The sequence below is a fragment of the Glaesserella sp. genome (assembly GCF_041814905.1).
Taxonomy (GTDB): domain Bacteria; phylum Pseudomonadota; class Gammaproteobacteria; order Enterobacterales; family Pasteurellaceae; genus Glaesserella.
On record NZ_JBGXYA010000055.1, the window covers coordinates 34,183 to 48,909 of the forward strand.

At 39.3% G+C, this 14,727-nt stretch carries 11 protein-coding genes; 6 read left to right on the forward strand and 5 right to left on the reverse strand.

The window, feature by feature from the left end:
- Positions 1-41: 41 nt before the first annotated feature.
- The 4 genes from ACEYJ7_RS08410 to ACEYJ7_RS08425 are packed head-to-tail and all read right to left on the reverse strand — an operon-like array spanning position 42 to position 3,801.
- The gene (locus tag ACEYJ7_RS08410) at positions 42-689 is read right to left on the reverse strand and encodes an ABC transporter ATP-binding protein (RefSeq protein WP_373778624.1); all 648 of its coding nucleotides are present in this window, start codon (positions 687-689) and stop codon (positions 42-44) included.
- Positions 686-1,483 (reverse strand): ABC transporter permease, encoded by a 798-nt coding sequence (locus ACEYJ7_RS08415; RefSeq protein ID WP_373778625.1) that lies wholly within the window; start codon positions 1,481-1,483, stop codon positions 686-688. The genes ACEYJ7_RS08410 and ACEYJ7_RS08415 overlap by 4 nt, the downstream gene beginning before the upstream one ends.
- Entirely contained in the window at positions 1,483-2,616 is a 1,134-nt protein-coding gene (locus ACEYJ7_RS08420; protein ID WP_373778626.1) for a capsule biosynthesis protein, read from the reverse strand. Before ACEYJ7_RS08420 ends, ACEYJ7_RS08415 begins: the two co-directional genes overlap by 1 nt.
- Positions 2,617-2,625: 9 nt before the next feature.
- Entirely contained in the window at positions 2,626-3,801 is a 1,176-nt protein-coding gene (locus ACEYJ7_RS08425; protein ID WP_373778627.1) for a polysaccharide biosynthesis/export family protein, read from the reverse strand.
- 493 nt (positions 3,802-4,294) lie between these two features.
- On the opposite strand from ACEYJ7_RS08425, the gene wecB reads away from it, so the two are divergent.
- The 6 genes from wecB to uvrB all read left to right on the forward strand — a co-directional run bounded on the left by wecB (position 4,295) and on the right by uvrB (position 13,693).
- Positions 4,295-5,413, forward strand: coding sequence for a non-hydrolyzing UDP-N-acetylglucosamine 2-epimerase (gene wecB / locus ACEYJ7_RS08430; protein WP_373778628.1), 1,119 nt, complete (start codon positions 4,295-4,297; stop codon positions 5,411-5,413).
- Positions 5,414-5,436: 23 nt separating this feature from the next.
- Positions 5,437-6,705: a UDP-N-acetyl-D-mannosamine dehydrogenase gene (gene wecC / locus ACEYJ7_RS08435; RefSeq protein WP_373778629.1), complete on the forward strand. Its 1,269-nt coding sequence runs from the start codon at positions 5,437-5,439 to the stop codon at positions 6,703-6,705.
- Between the two features lie 4 nt (positions 6,706-6,709).
- The gene (locus ACEYJ7_RS08440) at positions 6,710-9,025 is read left to right on the forward strand and encodes a glycosyltransferase (protein WP_373778630.1); all 2,316 of its coding nucleotides are present in this window, start codon (positions 6,710-6,712) and stop codon (positions 9,023-9,025) included.
- A gap of 96 nt (positions 9,026-9,121) precedes the next feature.
- Positions 9,122-10,558, forward strand: a complete 1,437-nt coding sequence (locus ACEYJ7_RS08445) for a hypothetical protein (RefSeq protein WP_373778631.1) — start codon at positions 9,122-9,124, stop codon at positions 10,556-10,558.
- A gap of 8 nt (positions 10,559-10,566) precedes the next feature.
- Complete coding sequence (locus ACEYJ7_RS08450; RefSeq protein WP_373778632.1) at positions 10,567-11,565, forward strand: glycosyltransferase; 999 nt, start codon at positions 10,567-10,569, stop codon at positions 11,563-11,565.
- A 112-nt stretch (positions 11,566-11,677) separates the two neighbouring features.
- Complete coding sequence (gene uvrB / locus ACEYJ7_RS08455; RefSeq protein WP_373778634.1) at positions 11,678-13,693, forward strand: excinuclease ABC subunit UvrB; 2,016 nt, start codon at positions 11,678-11,680, stop codon at positions 13,691-13,693.
- A 200-nt stretch (positions 13,694-13,893) separates the two neighbouring features.
- Here the strand turns inward: uvrB and ACEYJ7_RS08460 are convergent, their stop codons facing one another.
- The gene (locus ACEYJ7_RS08460; RefSeq protein ID WP_373778635.1) at positions 13,894-14,622 is read right to left on the reverse strand and encodes a hypothetical protein; all 729 of its coding nucleotides are present in this window, start codon (positions 14,620-14,622) and stop codon (positions 13,894-13,896) included.
- Between the last annotated feature and the right edge of the window lie 105 nt (positions 14,623-14,727).

A 14,727-nucleotide genomic window follows, 5' to 3' on the forward strand; every position in this document is an offset into this window, starting at 1 on the left:
TGCAAATTTTAGGGCAAATCTTACCGCTTGTAAGGGGAGATTTAGCCTTTGTTGTAATATCGATATGCTTCCTCGATAGACGGGAATTTATGCATATATCCTTGATCAAGTACCATAGCATTGTCGCAGTACTCCTTAATTGCGTTTGGGCTATGAGAAACTAATATAATTGAGCGATCCTTGCGTTTTTCAAACAATTCGTAACGGCATTTAGCACTGAAGCGGGAATCTCCTACCGCGATCACTTCATCAATCAGGTAGCAATCAAATTCTACTGAAAGTGAGAGGGCGAAAGCTAAGCGGGCTTTCATCCCTGAGGAGTATTTCTTCACCGGTTCGTAGAGATATTCACCAAGCTCTGAAAATGCTTCGGTAAACTGTTTCACATATTCGATATCCGCACCGTAAATTCGGCAAATAAACCGTAAGTTATCCATGCCGGTCAAGCTGCCTTGGAAAGCACCGCTAAAAGCGAGAGGCCAAGAGATACTCATTTTACGTTCGATTTTGCCTGAACTTGGCGGTTCAACCCCGCTTAACAGGCGGATAAGCGTGGATTTCCCTGCACCATTGCGTCCTAAAATACCGATTTTTTCTCCTTTTTTAATTTCAAAATTAATATCCTGTAAGACCTTCCGTTCACCGCTTTGGGTGTAGTAACTTTTACTGACGTTTTTCACACTGATCATTGCGGTTCGATTCCTTTACTGAATTGTTTAATTGCCAATAGTCCGATAAACACCATGACTAAATCGCATACAATAATAAAACCGATATTTTCATAGGTTTTGACCGAGTCGCCGAAGTAACCTTGACGGAACATTTCCGTGCCGCTAATCATCGGTACCCACACCGCATACTGTTGAATTTGCTGCGGGAGCGAATGCACGAAAAAGAAGGCTCCCGACAGCGGTAACATCACAAAGCTAAGGGGATTCCAAAGCTTACCGAATACCTCAAAATGATGGGCGATTGCACAAATAATCAACCCTAATCCGAATGCAAAGATCGCCATTAAGCACCATGCAACTAACATATAGAACACATCTTGCGGGAAGTCTATCCAACCGATAAAAATAAATACCGCCATGATCAACATTTGTGCAATAGTGGCTCCGGCAACTTCCAATATAGTGCGGGATATTAAGGTATCCAACACTTTAACGTTACGGTGATAAAGCAAACTGATATTGGATGAAATCGCCCCAATTGCACGGTTGGAGGCATTACGCCACATCATCGCCATCGGATAGCCGGTAATAATAAAGGCAATGATATTAAGCGTAGACACTTTGTCGGCACGTAAAAATTGCCACAACAACACAACCATCAAGGTCATCAGTAGTGGTTCAACGAACAGCCATAAAAAGCCGATATTTTTACGCCCGTAACGGGTGATGATTTCGCGTAACAATAACGCTTTCAGTACCCGTCCTTGCAGTACCCGTGAACGTTTGAAGGTGGTTTGATTACCGTATTTCATTAGTTTTGATGCTCTCTGATACCGGCGATAAGTAAAGTAATCACCCCGTAAAGCAATAAACCGATAAAAAACGTTGCCAAAATGTTGTAAAGTCTATACGGTTCCAGTGCTAAGTCAGGCTTATTCGGTTGATTGATCACTTCCAAATAAAGTTGCTGACGATCAGCTTCCCCTTTGGTATTTTGTAACGAGGTAATTGCCGTCGTGAGTTGTTGCTGGGCAAGCGTATTATCCAACATTAAACGCTGATACTCGGCAGTTTGGGTCGCAATGGAGTTTTGTCCGCCCGACAATGTTTGTAATTGATCGGCAATTTCCGCTTTTAGACTTTTTTCACGGGTTTTGAGCGCGGCAACCTGCGGGTTATCCGGCGTGAGCGAACGTAACTGTGCCAACTGGGTTTCCACTTGGATTAATTCACTTTTCAACGTTGAAATTAAAGTCAGCTGCACGTCGGATTGTGCCGGCAGATCAAAAATTTTATGTTGAATACGATATTGGCTGAGCGCTTCCGCGGTCTCCATAACACGCCGTTCCGCATCGCTGACCGATTGTTCGGCAAATCGGATCGTGTCTTGGCGCGCCCGCTCATTTAAACGGTTAATCAGTGCTTCGCCTTGTTTTAACAATTGTATATTGATTTTTTGCGACTCTTCGGCATCAAACGAGCGGATTCGCAACGTGGCAATACCTGAAATTGCATCTAAATCTGCCACTAAACGTTTTTTAAAATATTGGAAAAACGCTTCTTGTGAATCATCCAACCCAAAAGGGTTAAAACGACTGAGCAGATCGCCTTTTTGTTCATAATAATCACGTACCGGTAAGATTTGGGCTAATTGTTCCAGCGCATTACGCGAACGGATGTATTCTTGCACCGTGTAAGAATCGTCTTGCGAACGGGAAAATCCCACGCCTTGAAGTAATGCGCCGACTCCGCTTAATGAAGCTTGATTATTCGGGGAACGCACGACAAAGCTGGATTCGGAAATATACACGTCAGAGGCAAATAAGCCGAAATACACACCGGAAAACAATGTCGGTAAGATAACCGTCAGCCATAGCAGCGGTTTGAATTTACGCTTCTTTTTCGGTGCCGGTTTGGTTTGCAGTTGAGTTGTTGCTGCCGTCATATTGCTTTCCTATAAACTGTTTACACTGTTGATTGTACCGGTGATCGGTGCGGTCATAGAAAATATGGTTCGAATAAATTTACCGAATTCAGCCAACGGTGCATTAGAAACGTACACAATATCTTTATCCTGCATCGGGAAGCGCTGTAACAAGAACATGGCTTTCGGATCCAGCAGATTGGCACGATAAACCGTCGGCACATCCATTCCTTCACCGTAGCCGTTAGCCCGCCATGCCGTTTGGTCCGTCAACGATAATTGCGTAAACGGAATATAGCGGAACACAAACACGCCACGTGGGTCTGAACGCGTGTCAATCAAGCCACCCATTTTGCCGATCGCCTCGGCAAGCGTAATGCCTTTGGTTGAGAATTTAACTTGTTGGTTTGAACCGACAGCACCGAGTCCGGTAAAACTGTAAGGCGTAGTCAGGAGCGAAACGACATCACCGGCTTGTAATGAAATATTCTGTGTCGGATCAGCAATCAAGGTTTCAAATGCCACGGTTTTGACTTGGTTGCCACGGGTAAGTTGAACCGTAATATCCTGAATATCGGCGGGTGAACCGCCGATTGCCGCAACGGCATCCAACACTCGCTCCGCATTAGCGGTTAACGGCATACGCACGCTGTTACCTTGGCGGATCACCGTAACATTGGCAGAGTTATTGTTGATGATTTGTACCATCGCCTGAGGTTGATTCGCTTTGCCTTGTAAGCGTCTGACAATCTCTTTTTGAATGGCTTCAGGCGATTTTCCTTTAACCGTAATGTCACCGGCAAACGGGATCGTGATTGCCCCTTTCTTATTGACCATTTGAGCCGGCAATTTGGTTAAATGACCGCTGCCTTGCCCCGTTTCACCGAACGTTGAACCGAATAGTACTGCCGGCGGAGCCTCCCAAATGGCGATATCCAGCACGTCCCCAACATTTGCCGTTCCGGCATAATGGTTGTACATTTGCATACCGACAAAACCGGAAAAACGTTGGTTTTGTTGGGTTTGATAAAGTGTTTGCACGAGTTGATTATCTAATTCCACCACATTCACTTGCGGCAGATTTTCTTGTTCGTTTATGTTTAAAACCGCATTGTGGTTTGGTCCGGAGGTTGGTAGGGTTGAACAACCGGTTAATGCGGCAGTCATGAGTAAGCTACTCAAAGTTCGTTTCAATGTGATCTTCATAAAAAGGTGATATCCAAATACGTACCAAATAAAAGGTGGTGTGAAACCGATAGGGCGGTAAGGCACAACGCCGTTTTCACATTCTACAAGCGGTCGGTTTCGCATAAAAATTTGCAAAAAATTCAAGATAACGTACCGCTTGTTGTTATTCGATTACTCCTCATCCAATGGAATAAGGGCAAAAGCTGCCTTAAGCATTTTTACTACTGTAATGTATTTAATGTTTACATAAAATTACATTTCTGAGTTGCTTAAGTTTAGCAAAAATTACATAAATAGACAAATAAAAGCAAGGGATTAATAGCTTAAAATGTGATCTTTTTCACATTTAGCAAAAAATTTAGCATATTTATTAAATTAGTGTAAAGTTGGTATTGAAGTGGAAAATCTATTTATGTATTATTGCAAGAAATAGAGTTATGTAAATTTACAATTTGTTTACTAAGGAAAGATTCTCCCGATCGGGGAGAATAGATTATTGGAGGTAATTAGTATGTCACTTAAAGCACTTTTTGTGTTTGGTACCAGACCGGAAGCCATCAAAATGGCACCATTAGTAGAAGGATTTAAGAAAAACGGTTTGGATTTTTGTGTTTGCGTAACGGCTCAACATCGGCAAATGTTAGATCAGGTTTTAGACCTGTTTGAGATTACGCCGGATTACGACCTGAATATTATGAGCGAGAAGCAAACGCTTTCCGGCATTACATCGACAATATTACAAAAAATTCAGCCGGTAATCGAAGAATATCAACCTTCTGTGATTTTTGTACACGGCGATACTGCAACAACTTTTGCCGCGTCTTTAGCTGCATACTATAACCAAATTCCGATTGCCCATATTGAAGCCGGGTTACGTACCCATAACATCTATTCCCCTTGGCCGGAGGAGGGCAACCGTCGTTTAACCGGTTCATTGGCAAAATATCATTTTGCGCCGACGGAAAGCACCATGAGAAACCTGATTGATGAAGGGATTCAGCCGAATAATATTTACGTGACCGGCAACACGGTGGTGGATGCATTATTTTTGGCTTGTAAGAAAATCGAACAGAATCAAGAGTTGCTCAAACAATTTAAACAACAGTTCAGTTATGTAACGGATAAAAAATTTGTCTTAATTACCGGTCACCGCCGTGAAAACTTCGGTGAAGGTTTTGACAATATCTGCCAAGCTATTGCTGCATTATCCGTGTTACATCCGGATGTTCAGTTTGTTTATCCGGTTCATCTCAACCCGAATGTACGCGAACCGGTCAATAAAATTTTAACCGGCAAATCGAATGTCCATTTAATTGAACCGTTGGACTATCTTTCTTTCGTATATTTGATGAAGCAATCGCATTTAATCTTAACCGACTCCGGCGGTATTCAGGAAGAAGCGCCGTCATTAGGTAAACCGGTACTGGTGATGCGTGATACCACAGAGCGACCGGAAGCGGTTGAGGTTGGCACTGTCAGACTTGTCGGTACCTCAAAAGAGAAAATCATCGAGCAAGTAAATTTATTGCTGACGAATGAAGCGGAATACAACCAAATGGCAGCAGCACATAATCCATACGGAGACGGTACTGCAGTACATAAAATTTTATCGGTTTTTCAACATCATTAAAATTATCAAGGAGAGCACAAAAAATGGAGAAATTTAACCAAATTTCGGTTGTCGGGCTAGGTTATATCGGCTTGCCGACTGCTGCGGCATTCGCTTTAAACGGTGTCAAAGTTATTGGCGTAGACGTTAATCAACATGCCGTAGATACCATTAATCAAGGAAAGATTCATATTGTTGAGCCTGAGTTAGAGGTTGCCGTATATTTATCCGTTACCAATGGACGATTAAAAGCCACTTTAACCCCGGAGCCTGCTGAAGCCTTCTTAATAGCCGTACCAACTCCGTTCAAAGGCGATAATTACGAACCGGATTTAAGCTACATCGAGGCGGCAAGCCGCGCGATTGCACCGGTATTGAAAAAGGGCGATTTGGTGATTTTGGAATCAACTTCGCCGGTGGGTGCGACGGAACAAATGGCAGAATGGTTAGCACAAGCCAGACCGGATCTCACCTTTCCACAACAAGCAGGGGAGGAATCCGATATCCGCATTGCTCACTGTCCTGAACGAGTATTACCGGGACAAGTCATGCGGGAACTCATTGATAATGACCGCATTATCGGCGGTATGACAAAAAAATGTTCTGAACAAGCGGTCAGATTGTACAAAACTTTTGTAAAAGGTGACTGCATTGTCACCAACAGCCGCACCGCCGAAATGTGTAAACTCACTGAAAACGCCTTCCGTGATGTCAACATTGCCTTTGCCAATGAACTTTCAATCATCTGCGATCGTTTAGGCATCAACGTATGGGAACTCATCTCACTGGCAAACCGCCATCCGCGCGTCAATATTCTCCAACCGGGGTGTGGTGTCGGCGGACACTGCATTGCCGTTGACCCATGGTTTATTGTCAACAAAACCCCGGATTTGGCAAAACTGATCCACACCGCACGCCTTGTCAACGACGGCAAACCGCAATGGGTGATCGACAAAGTCAATCAAGCTGTTATCGACGTTTTACAACTTAAACCACGTAAAACGCTTGGCGACATCAAAATCGCTTGCTTAGGTTTGGCATTCAAGCCGGATATCGACGACTTACGTGAAAGCCCGGCAGTGAAAATTACCGAACAATTAGCGACCAAATACCCAAATCAAATCCTTGCGGTAGAGCCGAATGTGGAGGTACTCCCGCCAAAATTAGCAGCCAAAGGTATTTCACTGATTGACCTCGACACCGCACTGAAGCAAGTGGACGTGTTGGTATTATTGGTTGATCATAAAGAATTTAAAGAAGCCGTTTCCATTTCGAGCGAATCGATTGTGGTGGATACGAAGGGGATTTGGTAGTTATATGACGAACAAAAGAATAGCAAAAAAATTGTTGAAAAAGAGTAATGAGAAATCTGACGTATTGACAGTTGACTATTCTAAAATGATTTCTGAACTTAATAAGCTCACCAATGAAAGCTTAGTAAAAGCAGAAAATGAGTATGTCTCTTTATATAAAGAAATCTCTACTATCAATTTTTTATTGAATAAAGCAAATACATTGAATGCTCAACAGCATGATTCTTTAAAAGAAGAATATAAGAAGAGCATTCAAAGCTATGAAAATAGAATTAAAGAGCTAAATGAAAAATTAGTAGGTAAAGATATTGCTTTTAAAAAGAAAGAAAGTGATCTATTAGCCAAACTACAAGCTTTGGATAATGATTACAAAAAGAAAGAAAATGAATTAAAACAGGCACAGCTTAAGGGCAAGCAAGCTAAAGAACAAGTTGAAAATACATTATCTTTCAAATTAGGCTATACTCTTATTCATTCAACAAAATCAATAAAAAACTTTTTTTCTTTACCCGCTGATTTATGGGCTTTAAGATCTTTTATCAAAGATAAAAAAGAAAATAAAGTCCATAAAACACAGAATGTTACATGGGCGGCTTATCCAAAAGTGGATGGTAGATTTAAGAAGAAATATGGTCTTAAATTTATCTCTATTTTAGATGAAATATCTCATACTTCTTTTGAAAGTGAATTTAGATTATTCCCATTAAATAAGGCTTCATTTGAAACCCAAATAAAGGGGAGTACTTCATTAGCCTTTTTTATTGAAAGCTGTTGGAAAGGGAATTTTGGTGCTTGGGAATATGCATTTGTTTCACCCAATATGCAACATCAAAATGCACAAAATTTATTAAAGGCATTAGATGTGGCTAAAGAAAGAAATTTACCAATAGTGTTTTGGAATAAAGAAGATCCAATGCATTATGATAAATTTTTACCTATCTCTTCTAAATGCGATGTAATTTTTACTACAGATATTAATAAAGTTGCGGACTATCAAAGAGATGTACCAAATGCCAAAGTAGAAACATTATTATTTGCGGCAAATATTAATATTTGTAATCCCGCAAATCGTTTTAGAAAAGAACACGAAAGCGTCTGTTTTGCCGGTTCGTATTATGGCGTAGGGCATGATGATCGTAAAAAACAGATGGATGCACTTTTGCCTACAATTATTAAATTCAAGGGGGCTATTTATGATCGTATGTCTCAACTAGAAAATGAACGTTATGCTTATCCTAGAAAATACCGCAAATTTATTCGTCCGGCAGTACCGTTTAGGGGAATCGTGGATGTGTATAAACAATTTAAAATTTTCTTAAATGTCAATACGATTACTGATTCACCGACAATGATGTCACGTCGTGTTTATGAATTGCTTGCTTGCGGTACGCCGGTTATTTCTACTCCTTCACTGGCGATAGATGAACAATTTAGAGGTATTGTTCAAGTTGCTAGAAATGCAAGAGAAGCAAATAAGATAGTAAAACATTTACTTTCTAATGAATGGGAATGGCTTCGTCTGTCTCATCGGGGATACCGTGAGGTTATGTTACATCATACTTATGAACATAGAGCAGTACAGATAGCTAATGTTTTAGGGCAAGACATAAAATTAGATGATCCTTTGGCGAGTATTGTTATCGCTTCTAACCGACCTTACTTTATTGATCGAATAGTGGAAAATGTAACAAAACAAGTTTATCCGAATATTGAGTTAATTATTATTGCTCAAAAATATACTGATCAACAAATTGAGGAGTTGAAAAATAAATTAAAAGTCAGTGGAAAAAAATTTAAAGAAATTCACATTGTAAAAAATGATAGTGAAGATACTTTAGGTAAACGTCTAAATCAGGGTATTAAGTTATCAAAAGGGGATTATGTCGCCAAATTTGATGACGATGATTTTTATTTTCCGAATTATCTTCAGGATATGTTAATTCCATTTAAGTTTGGTGATTATGGTATTGTAGGTAAGAAAGAGATATTTATCTATTTAGAAGGACAAGATAAAACATTTGTTAGATATAAAGGACAACGTCATATGGAAACTGATTTTTTAACAGGTGCAACACTAGTTTTTTCAAGAGAGGCATTAAATAAATTAGAATTTGGTGATCTAAATAAAGGTGAAGATTCTAATATATTGCAACAGGCTAAAAAGTTGGGTGTTAAAACATATGTTGCAGATCCTTTTAATTTTGTAGTATATCGTTCGAAAGAAGTAAATAATCATACTTGGCAAGTAGAGGATAGTTTTTTCACTGAGAAAGGTAATTTTGTTGGTGATGGTTTATCATTAGGAATAGTTAAATTGTAAAATTATATTTATATAAGTTTTTTAAGGTTTGGTTATGGAAATTTTAGTGCTTAATTCAATTCCAATGAAAAGATATGAAATTAGTTAGGGGATAACATGAATGTTAATATTATGAATACAAAAAGGGATTATGCTGAATATTGCTCAAATGGTTTTTTATTGTGTAAGAAAGATATACCGTTACCTTGGGAAAAGGAAAATATCGGTGAATATAAATTTTATTTTTCTAAAACGACGGAGTATCATTTAATTTCAAATGATGATATTTTTGTGTTACTCATTGGAAATGCTTACGATCTAGAGAGTAGTTATAAAAGTAAACAAGTTTCTCAGTTGATTTTAGAAAAGTATAAAAAATCATTTAATGAAGCGATTAATTATATTACTTATTTAGCTGGTAGATTCTTAGTTATTTTAAAAAATAAATCCAGTTTGTCTATAATACCGGATAGCCATTGTACTTATGCTTGTTATTGGTCAAAAGAGGTAAATGGAGTTTTTACGTCTCACTTACAAATATTTAAAGACTACTTTGATGTTGATAAAGATAAGAACTTGTCAGATATTATGAATCATAAGGATTATATTTCTCCGGGTGGAAAATATTTTCCTGCTATGCTTACACCTTTAAAAGGTATATATCCAGTTATTGCAAACTGCTTTATAGAACATACGAATGAGTATACAGAGCATAAGAGATTTTATCCTCATATTTCTCTTTCTGATAAATATAGTAGGTATAGTAAGGATGTTATTTATCTTTTGTTTAAGAATTATTTGCTTAACTATTTTAAATGCATATATGAAAAGGATAATACATATATCTCACTTACTAATGGTTTAGATAGTAGAACAATTCTTGCTATTGCATTATTAGCCAATTTGAAAGTTGATACATTTACGTATACCAAATTTGGAGGTGATTATCCCCATTATGAAAAAGATTTAGTGGGAGCATCAAAATGTGCGACACATGCAGGTTTCCCTCATTTTATTTTATATTTACCTACATTAGATTATGGAAATGATTTTTATAAAATGTATTCTAAGACATTTTCACTACATGCAAGATTTCCTGTATTAGCTCAAGCATATTATCAACAACTTCCTATAGATTCTAATGTATTAGTTTCAACTATATCAGAAACAGGGACAATATTTTATTCAGAAAGAATGGAAAAGAATATCACACCAGAAGTTCTAGCTAAAAAATGGTCTACATCGGATATTAATACTAATGAATTAGTAATTGAAGAATTTAGAAAATATATTGAATATACTGAGTTTTATAATGATAAAATAAGTGACTTTGATTTTTACGATCTTTTTTATTGGGAACATAGAAATAGTAAATGGGCTAATATTTGGTACCAAGAATGTGATTTGTCACATAAAGTAATATTACCTTTCAATTGTAGATTAATTAATGAGTTAATGCTATGTCTGAGTTTTGAAGATAGAAAATCTAAATATTTATTAAATAGGTTAATTGCTGAAGCTGGTTTGAGTAATCAACCTAATTTTTATGCATGATAAATACTATGAAGATAATGTTAATCTCTGATAAATTAACTGCCTCTTCTCTAGAGTACGAAGGTAGTTATTTATCGCATTTAAAATGTAACTTTATAGCAAATCATATACTAAAATTATCCTCTGATTGCCTTTTAGTCGAATCTGCTTGGAATGGCTATAAAGACAGCTGGAAGTTTAAAATCGCCTCTTATCCAGACCATCCAAACCGAACCAATGAAAAATTGGTACGATTGGTGGAAAAAGCTAAGGACAAGGGGATTCCGACCGTATTTTGGAATAAAGAAGACGGGGTACATTTCGAGCGGTTTATTGATTCGGCAAAGCATTTTGATCATATTTTTACGGTGGATCAAAATTGTGTCGAACGCTATCGGGCGGTGGTGCCTGCGTCGACAACCGTCGATGTGGCGATGTTCCCCGTTCAGCCCCGCATTCATAATTATCAAGGGTTTCAGTTTAAACATTGTGCGGCGAATTTTGTCGGGAGTTACAGTAAGCATGTGCATGATCAGCGTCGTGCCCGGCAAGAGATGTTATTTCGTGCCGCACAGCGCGCCGGGCTGCCGGTGACGGTGTTTGATCGGAATTCGGCGCGTAAATCGGACAATTATCGTTATCCGCAAGCGGAATTTGGTTTGGATGTTCGTCCGTCGCTCAGTTATGAGCAAACGGCGGATATTTATCGTCAGTATGCGGTGTCGCTGAATGTGAATACGATTGAGGATTCACCGACGATGTTTTCCCGCCGTGTGGTGGAAATTTTGGCATGCGGGGGTATTTTGGTTTCTACGCCGAGTTTGGCGTTGAATTCATTGTTTAAAGAATATTGCCATATCGTACACAGCGAAGATGAGGCGGCGGCATTGTTTAAGCGGCTGAAATTCGGTCCGTCGGCACAAGATTTGGAAAGGGCAAGAGCCGGGGCGGACTTTGTGTTGAATCGGTTCACGTGGCGCCATTTTTTACAACAGATAGAGAATGTGGTTGCATCCAAGAAAAACTAGTCGATTGCTTGAGTCAAACGGTTTTTCGCGTAAATAATTTGCAAAATTTCGGCTAAAACAGACCGCTTGTCTATGCTAAAATCCTGTTCAAATTTTTGGATAGGATTTTTTAATGAGTAAGCAAGGCAAACCTTTTATTCTCCATTCTCCGTTTAAACCTTCGGGCGACCAACCGTCAGCCATTGCCAAGCTGATAGAGGGTTTGAATGACGGTTTGGCACATCAAACATTACTTGGGGTAACCGGCTCGGGTAAAACGTTTACTATCGCCAATGTGATTGCTACCCTTAATCGACCGGCAATGGTTTTGGCACCAAATAAAACTTTAGCGGCACAGCTCTATGCGGAAATGAAAGCATTCTTCCCGGAAAATGCGGTAGAGTATTTCGTTTCTTACTACGATTATTACCAGCCGGAAGCCTATGTGCCGAGTAGTGATACGTTCATTGAAAAAGATGCATCGATCAATGAACAGATCGAACAAATGCGTCTTTCTGCGACTAAATCTTTTCTTGAGCGGCGTGACACCATTGTGGTGGCTTCCGTATCGGCGATTTATGGTTTAGGGGATGTCGATGCCTATATGCAGATGATGCTGCATTTACAAGTCGGGGCGATCATGAATCAGCGTGAAATTTTGTCTCGCCTTGCCGAATTGCAATATACCCGAAACGATCAAGCCTTTCAGCGCAGTACCTTCCGTGTACGCGGTGAAGTGATCGATATTTTCCCCGCCGAATCGGATGAGGTGGCATTGAGAGTTGAATTATTTGATGATGAAATCGAAAACCTTTCCTTGTTCGATCCGCTTACCGGGCATAATTTAGGTCGTGTACCGCGTTTCACCGTCTATCCGAAAAGCCATTATGTAACACCGAGAGAACGCATTTTAGATGCTATCGAGCAGATTAAAGTTGAGCTTGCCGAGCGTCGCACTTATTTTATCCAAGAGAATAAATTGCTTGAAGAACAGCGCCTTGCACAGCGCACTCAGTTTGATATCGAAATGATGAACGAGCTTGGTTATTGTTCCGGAATCGAAAATTACTCCCGTTATTTATCGGGCAGAAAAGAGGGCGAGCCACCGCCGACGTTGTTCGATTATATGCCGAGCGACGGTATTTTGATTATCGATGAATCTCATGTGACTGTGCCGCAAATCGGTGGCATGTATCGTGGTGACCGTGCGCGGAAAGAAACATTGGTACAATACGGATTTCGTCTGCCGTCGGCGTTGGATAATCGTCCGCTGCGTTTTGAAGAATTTGAGCGTCTTTCTCCGCAAACAATTTATGTTTCTGCCACCCCTGGGCCTTATGAACTGGAAAAAAATCCGGATGTGATCGATCAAGTGGTGCGTCCGACGGGCTTGTTGGATCCGTTGATTGAAGTGCGTCCGGTTTCAACGCAGGTTGATGATCTGCTTTCCGAAATTCGTAAACGGGTAGACGTGAATGAAAGGGTTTTGGTGACTACACTGACCAAAAAGATGGCGGAGGATTTAACCGATTATCTCGATGAACACGGTGTACGGGTCCGCTATTTGCACAGTGATATCGACACGGTTGAACGGGTGGAAATCATCCATGATTTACGAATGGGGATGTTTGATGTACTAGTCGGTATCAACTTACTGCGTGAAGGCTTGGATATGCCGGAAGTTTCTCTCGTCGCCATTCTTGATGCGGATAAAGAAGGTTTTCTTCGTTCCGAGCGTTCACTTATCCAAACTATCGGGCGAGCGGCACGTAACCTGAACGGTAAAGCAATTTTATATGGCGACAAAATCACGAATTCCATGCAAAAAGCGATTCAGGAAACCGAACGTCGCCGTGAAAAACAGATGGAATACAACAAACAGCACGGTATTGTGCCGCAAGCGTTGAATAAGAAAGTCGGTGAGTTACTCGATATCGGTCAAAGTGATAAGCCAAAGCGAGGTAAGAAATCGACAAAAGCCAGTGAAGCTCAGCATAGTTATATGCCAAAATCCCGTAAAGAATTGGAGAAAGAACTTAAAGTGCTTGAACAACAAATGCGTGATTTCGCTAAAGATCTTGAATTTGAAAAAGCGGCGGCAACAAGAGACAAACTGCATCAACTTAGAGCCGTCTTGCTGGAATTGTAGACGCTATTCGGTTCTTTATCGGTTCTTACAAGCGGTCTGTTTAGGCAAAAATTTTGCAAATTAAAGATAACAGGCAGTCATCGCTAAATGCTGTTTTAACTATACAAAAAAGCCATAATAAACGTGTTTACTGTTTATTATGGCTTTACAAAACATTCGTATGTTTGATTGAAACTTGAGTAAGACAAAATACTGAGGCGTTATTGTATTTTTAAAGTCGGTAATGTTTTCCAGTTTCCTAGTGTTATCGGACTTTCTGATATTATCGTGCGTTTGTCGATTTTTTTACCAAAGAAATTTTTTGTGAATAAGCTTGGTTCATAGAAGATATTAATTCGGTAATCTTTAAAGCTATCCGGATTGGATTTATATTCTTCAATAATTTTTTGGCGCTCTGCGATATCTACGATTCTTCCTCTTATGTTATCATTTTTAACTTTTTTGTTTGTGATGAAATTATAATCGGTAATGTTTTCTTGATTATTTTCGCGTTTAATAGCCAATTTGCCGGAACGATCTTGTTTTACCATTTTCTCAAGATGTTTCAAAAATTTCTTCGCCTTATTGTTGGCGGTATAAGAATCTTTAAGGTTTGAATCGTTTCTTGAGAATTTATGATTATCTTCTTTTTGAATGCGCAATGTAGCTTCATCAAATGAGAAGTCGACACTGCGTTCTTTTACCCACATACGGGAGCTAATAGGTTGATTGATTTCTGAAAATGTAGGGGCAAGTTCAAAAAATAATTTTATATCTTTAATGCGGGATTTTGGAAATTCATAATCCAAGGTCTCCGTTAAGATATATAAATTACCATTGGATGCAGTCACTACAGCTTCTACTTTTTCATATCCGGATGGATTTTTGGCGCTACAAGCAACCAAGAAAAATGCCATGATATGAATAAAAATTTTATTTAATACTTTCATTTATTCTTCCTTCATGAAACTGTTTTTATAAATAACTGCTATTTTAGAATTACATAGGTAAGAAATACTACATGTGAACTGTAGTTCAGATAGATAAAAAGGTCT

What these genes read in the sequence shown, in the direction of transcription:
- ACEYJ7_RS08410 (WP_373778624.1), bottom strand. Translation starts at nt 689, where the DNA reads ATGATCAGTGTGAAAAACGTCAGTAAAAGTTACTACACCCAAAGCGGT.
- ACEYJ7_RS08415 (WP_373778625.1), bottom strand. Translation starts at nt 1,483, where the DNA reads ATGAAATACGGTAATCAAACCACCTTCAAACGTTCACGGGTACTGCAA.
- ACEYJ7_RS08420 (WP_373778626.1), bottom strand. Translation starts at nt 2,616, where the DNA reads ATGACGGCAGCAACAACTCAACTGCAAACCAAACCGGCACCGAAAAAG.
- ACEYJ7_RS08425 (WP_373778627.1), bottom strand. Translation starts at nt 3,801, where the DNA reads ATGAAGATCACATTGAAACGAACTTTGAGTAGCTTACTCATGACTGCC.
- wecB (WP_373778628.1), top strand. Translation starts at nt 4,295, where the DNA reads ATGTCACTTAAAGCACTTTTTGTGTTTGGTACCAGACCGGAAGCCATC.
- wecC (WP_373778629.1), top strand. Translation starts at nt 5,437, where the DNA reads ATGGAGAAATTTAACCAAATTTCGGTTGTCGGGCTAGGTTATATCGGC.
- ACEYJ7_RS08440 (WP_373778630.1), top strand. Translation starts at nt 6,710, where the DNA reads ATGACGAACAAAAGAATAGCAAAAAAATTGTTGAAAAAGAGTAATGAG.
- ACEYJ7_RS08445 (WP_373778631.1), top strand. Translation starts at nt 9,122, where the DNA reads ATGAATGTTAATATTATGAATACAAAAAGGGATTATGCTGAATATTGC.
- ACEYJ7_RS08450 (WP_373778632.1), top strand. Translation starts at nt 10,567, where the DNA reads ATGAAGATAATGTTAATCTCTGATAAATTAACTGCCTCTTCTCTAGAG.
- uvrB (WP_373778634.1), top strand. Translation starts at nt 11,678, where the DNA reads ATGAGTAAGCAAGGCAAACCTTTTATTCTCCATTCTCCGTTTAAACCT.
- ACEYJ7_RS08460 (WP_373778635.1), bottom strand. Translation starts at nt 14,622, where the DNA reads ATGAAAGTATTAAATAAAATTTTTATTCATATCATGGCATTTTTCTTG.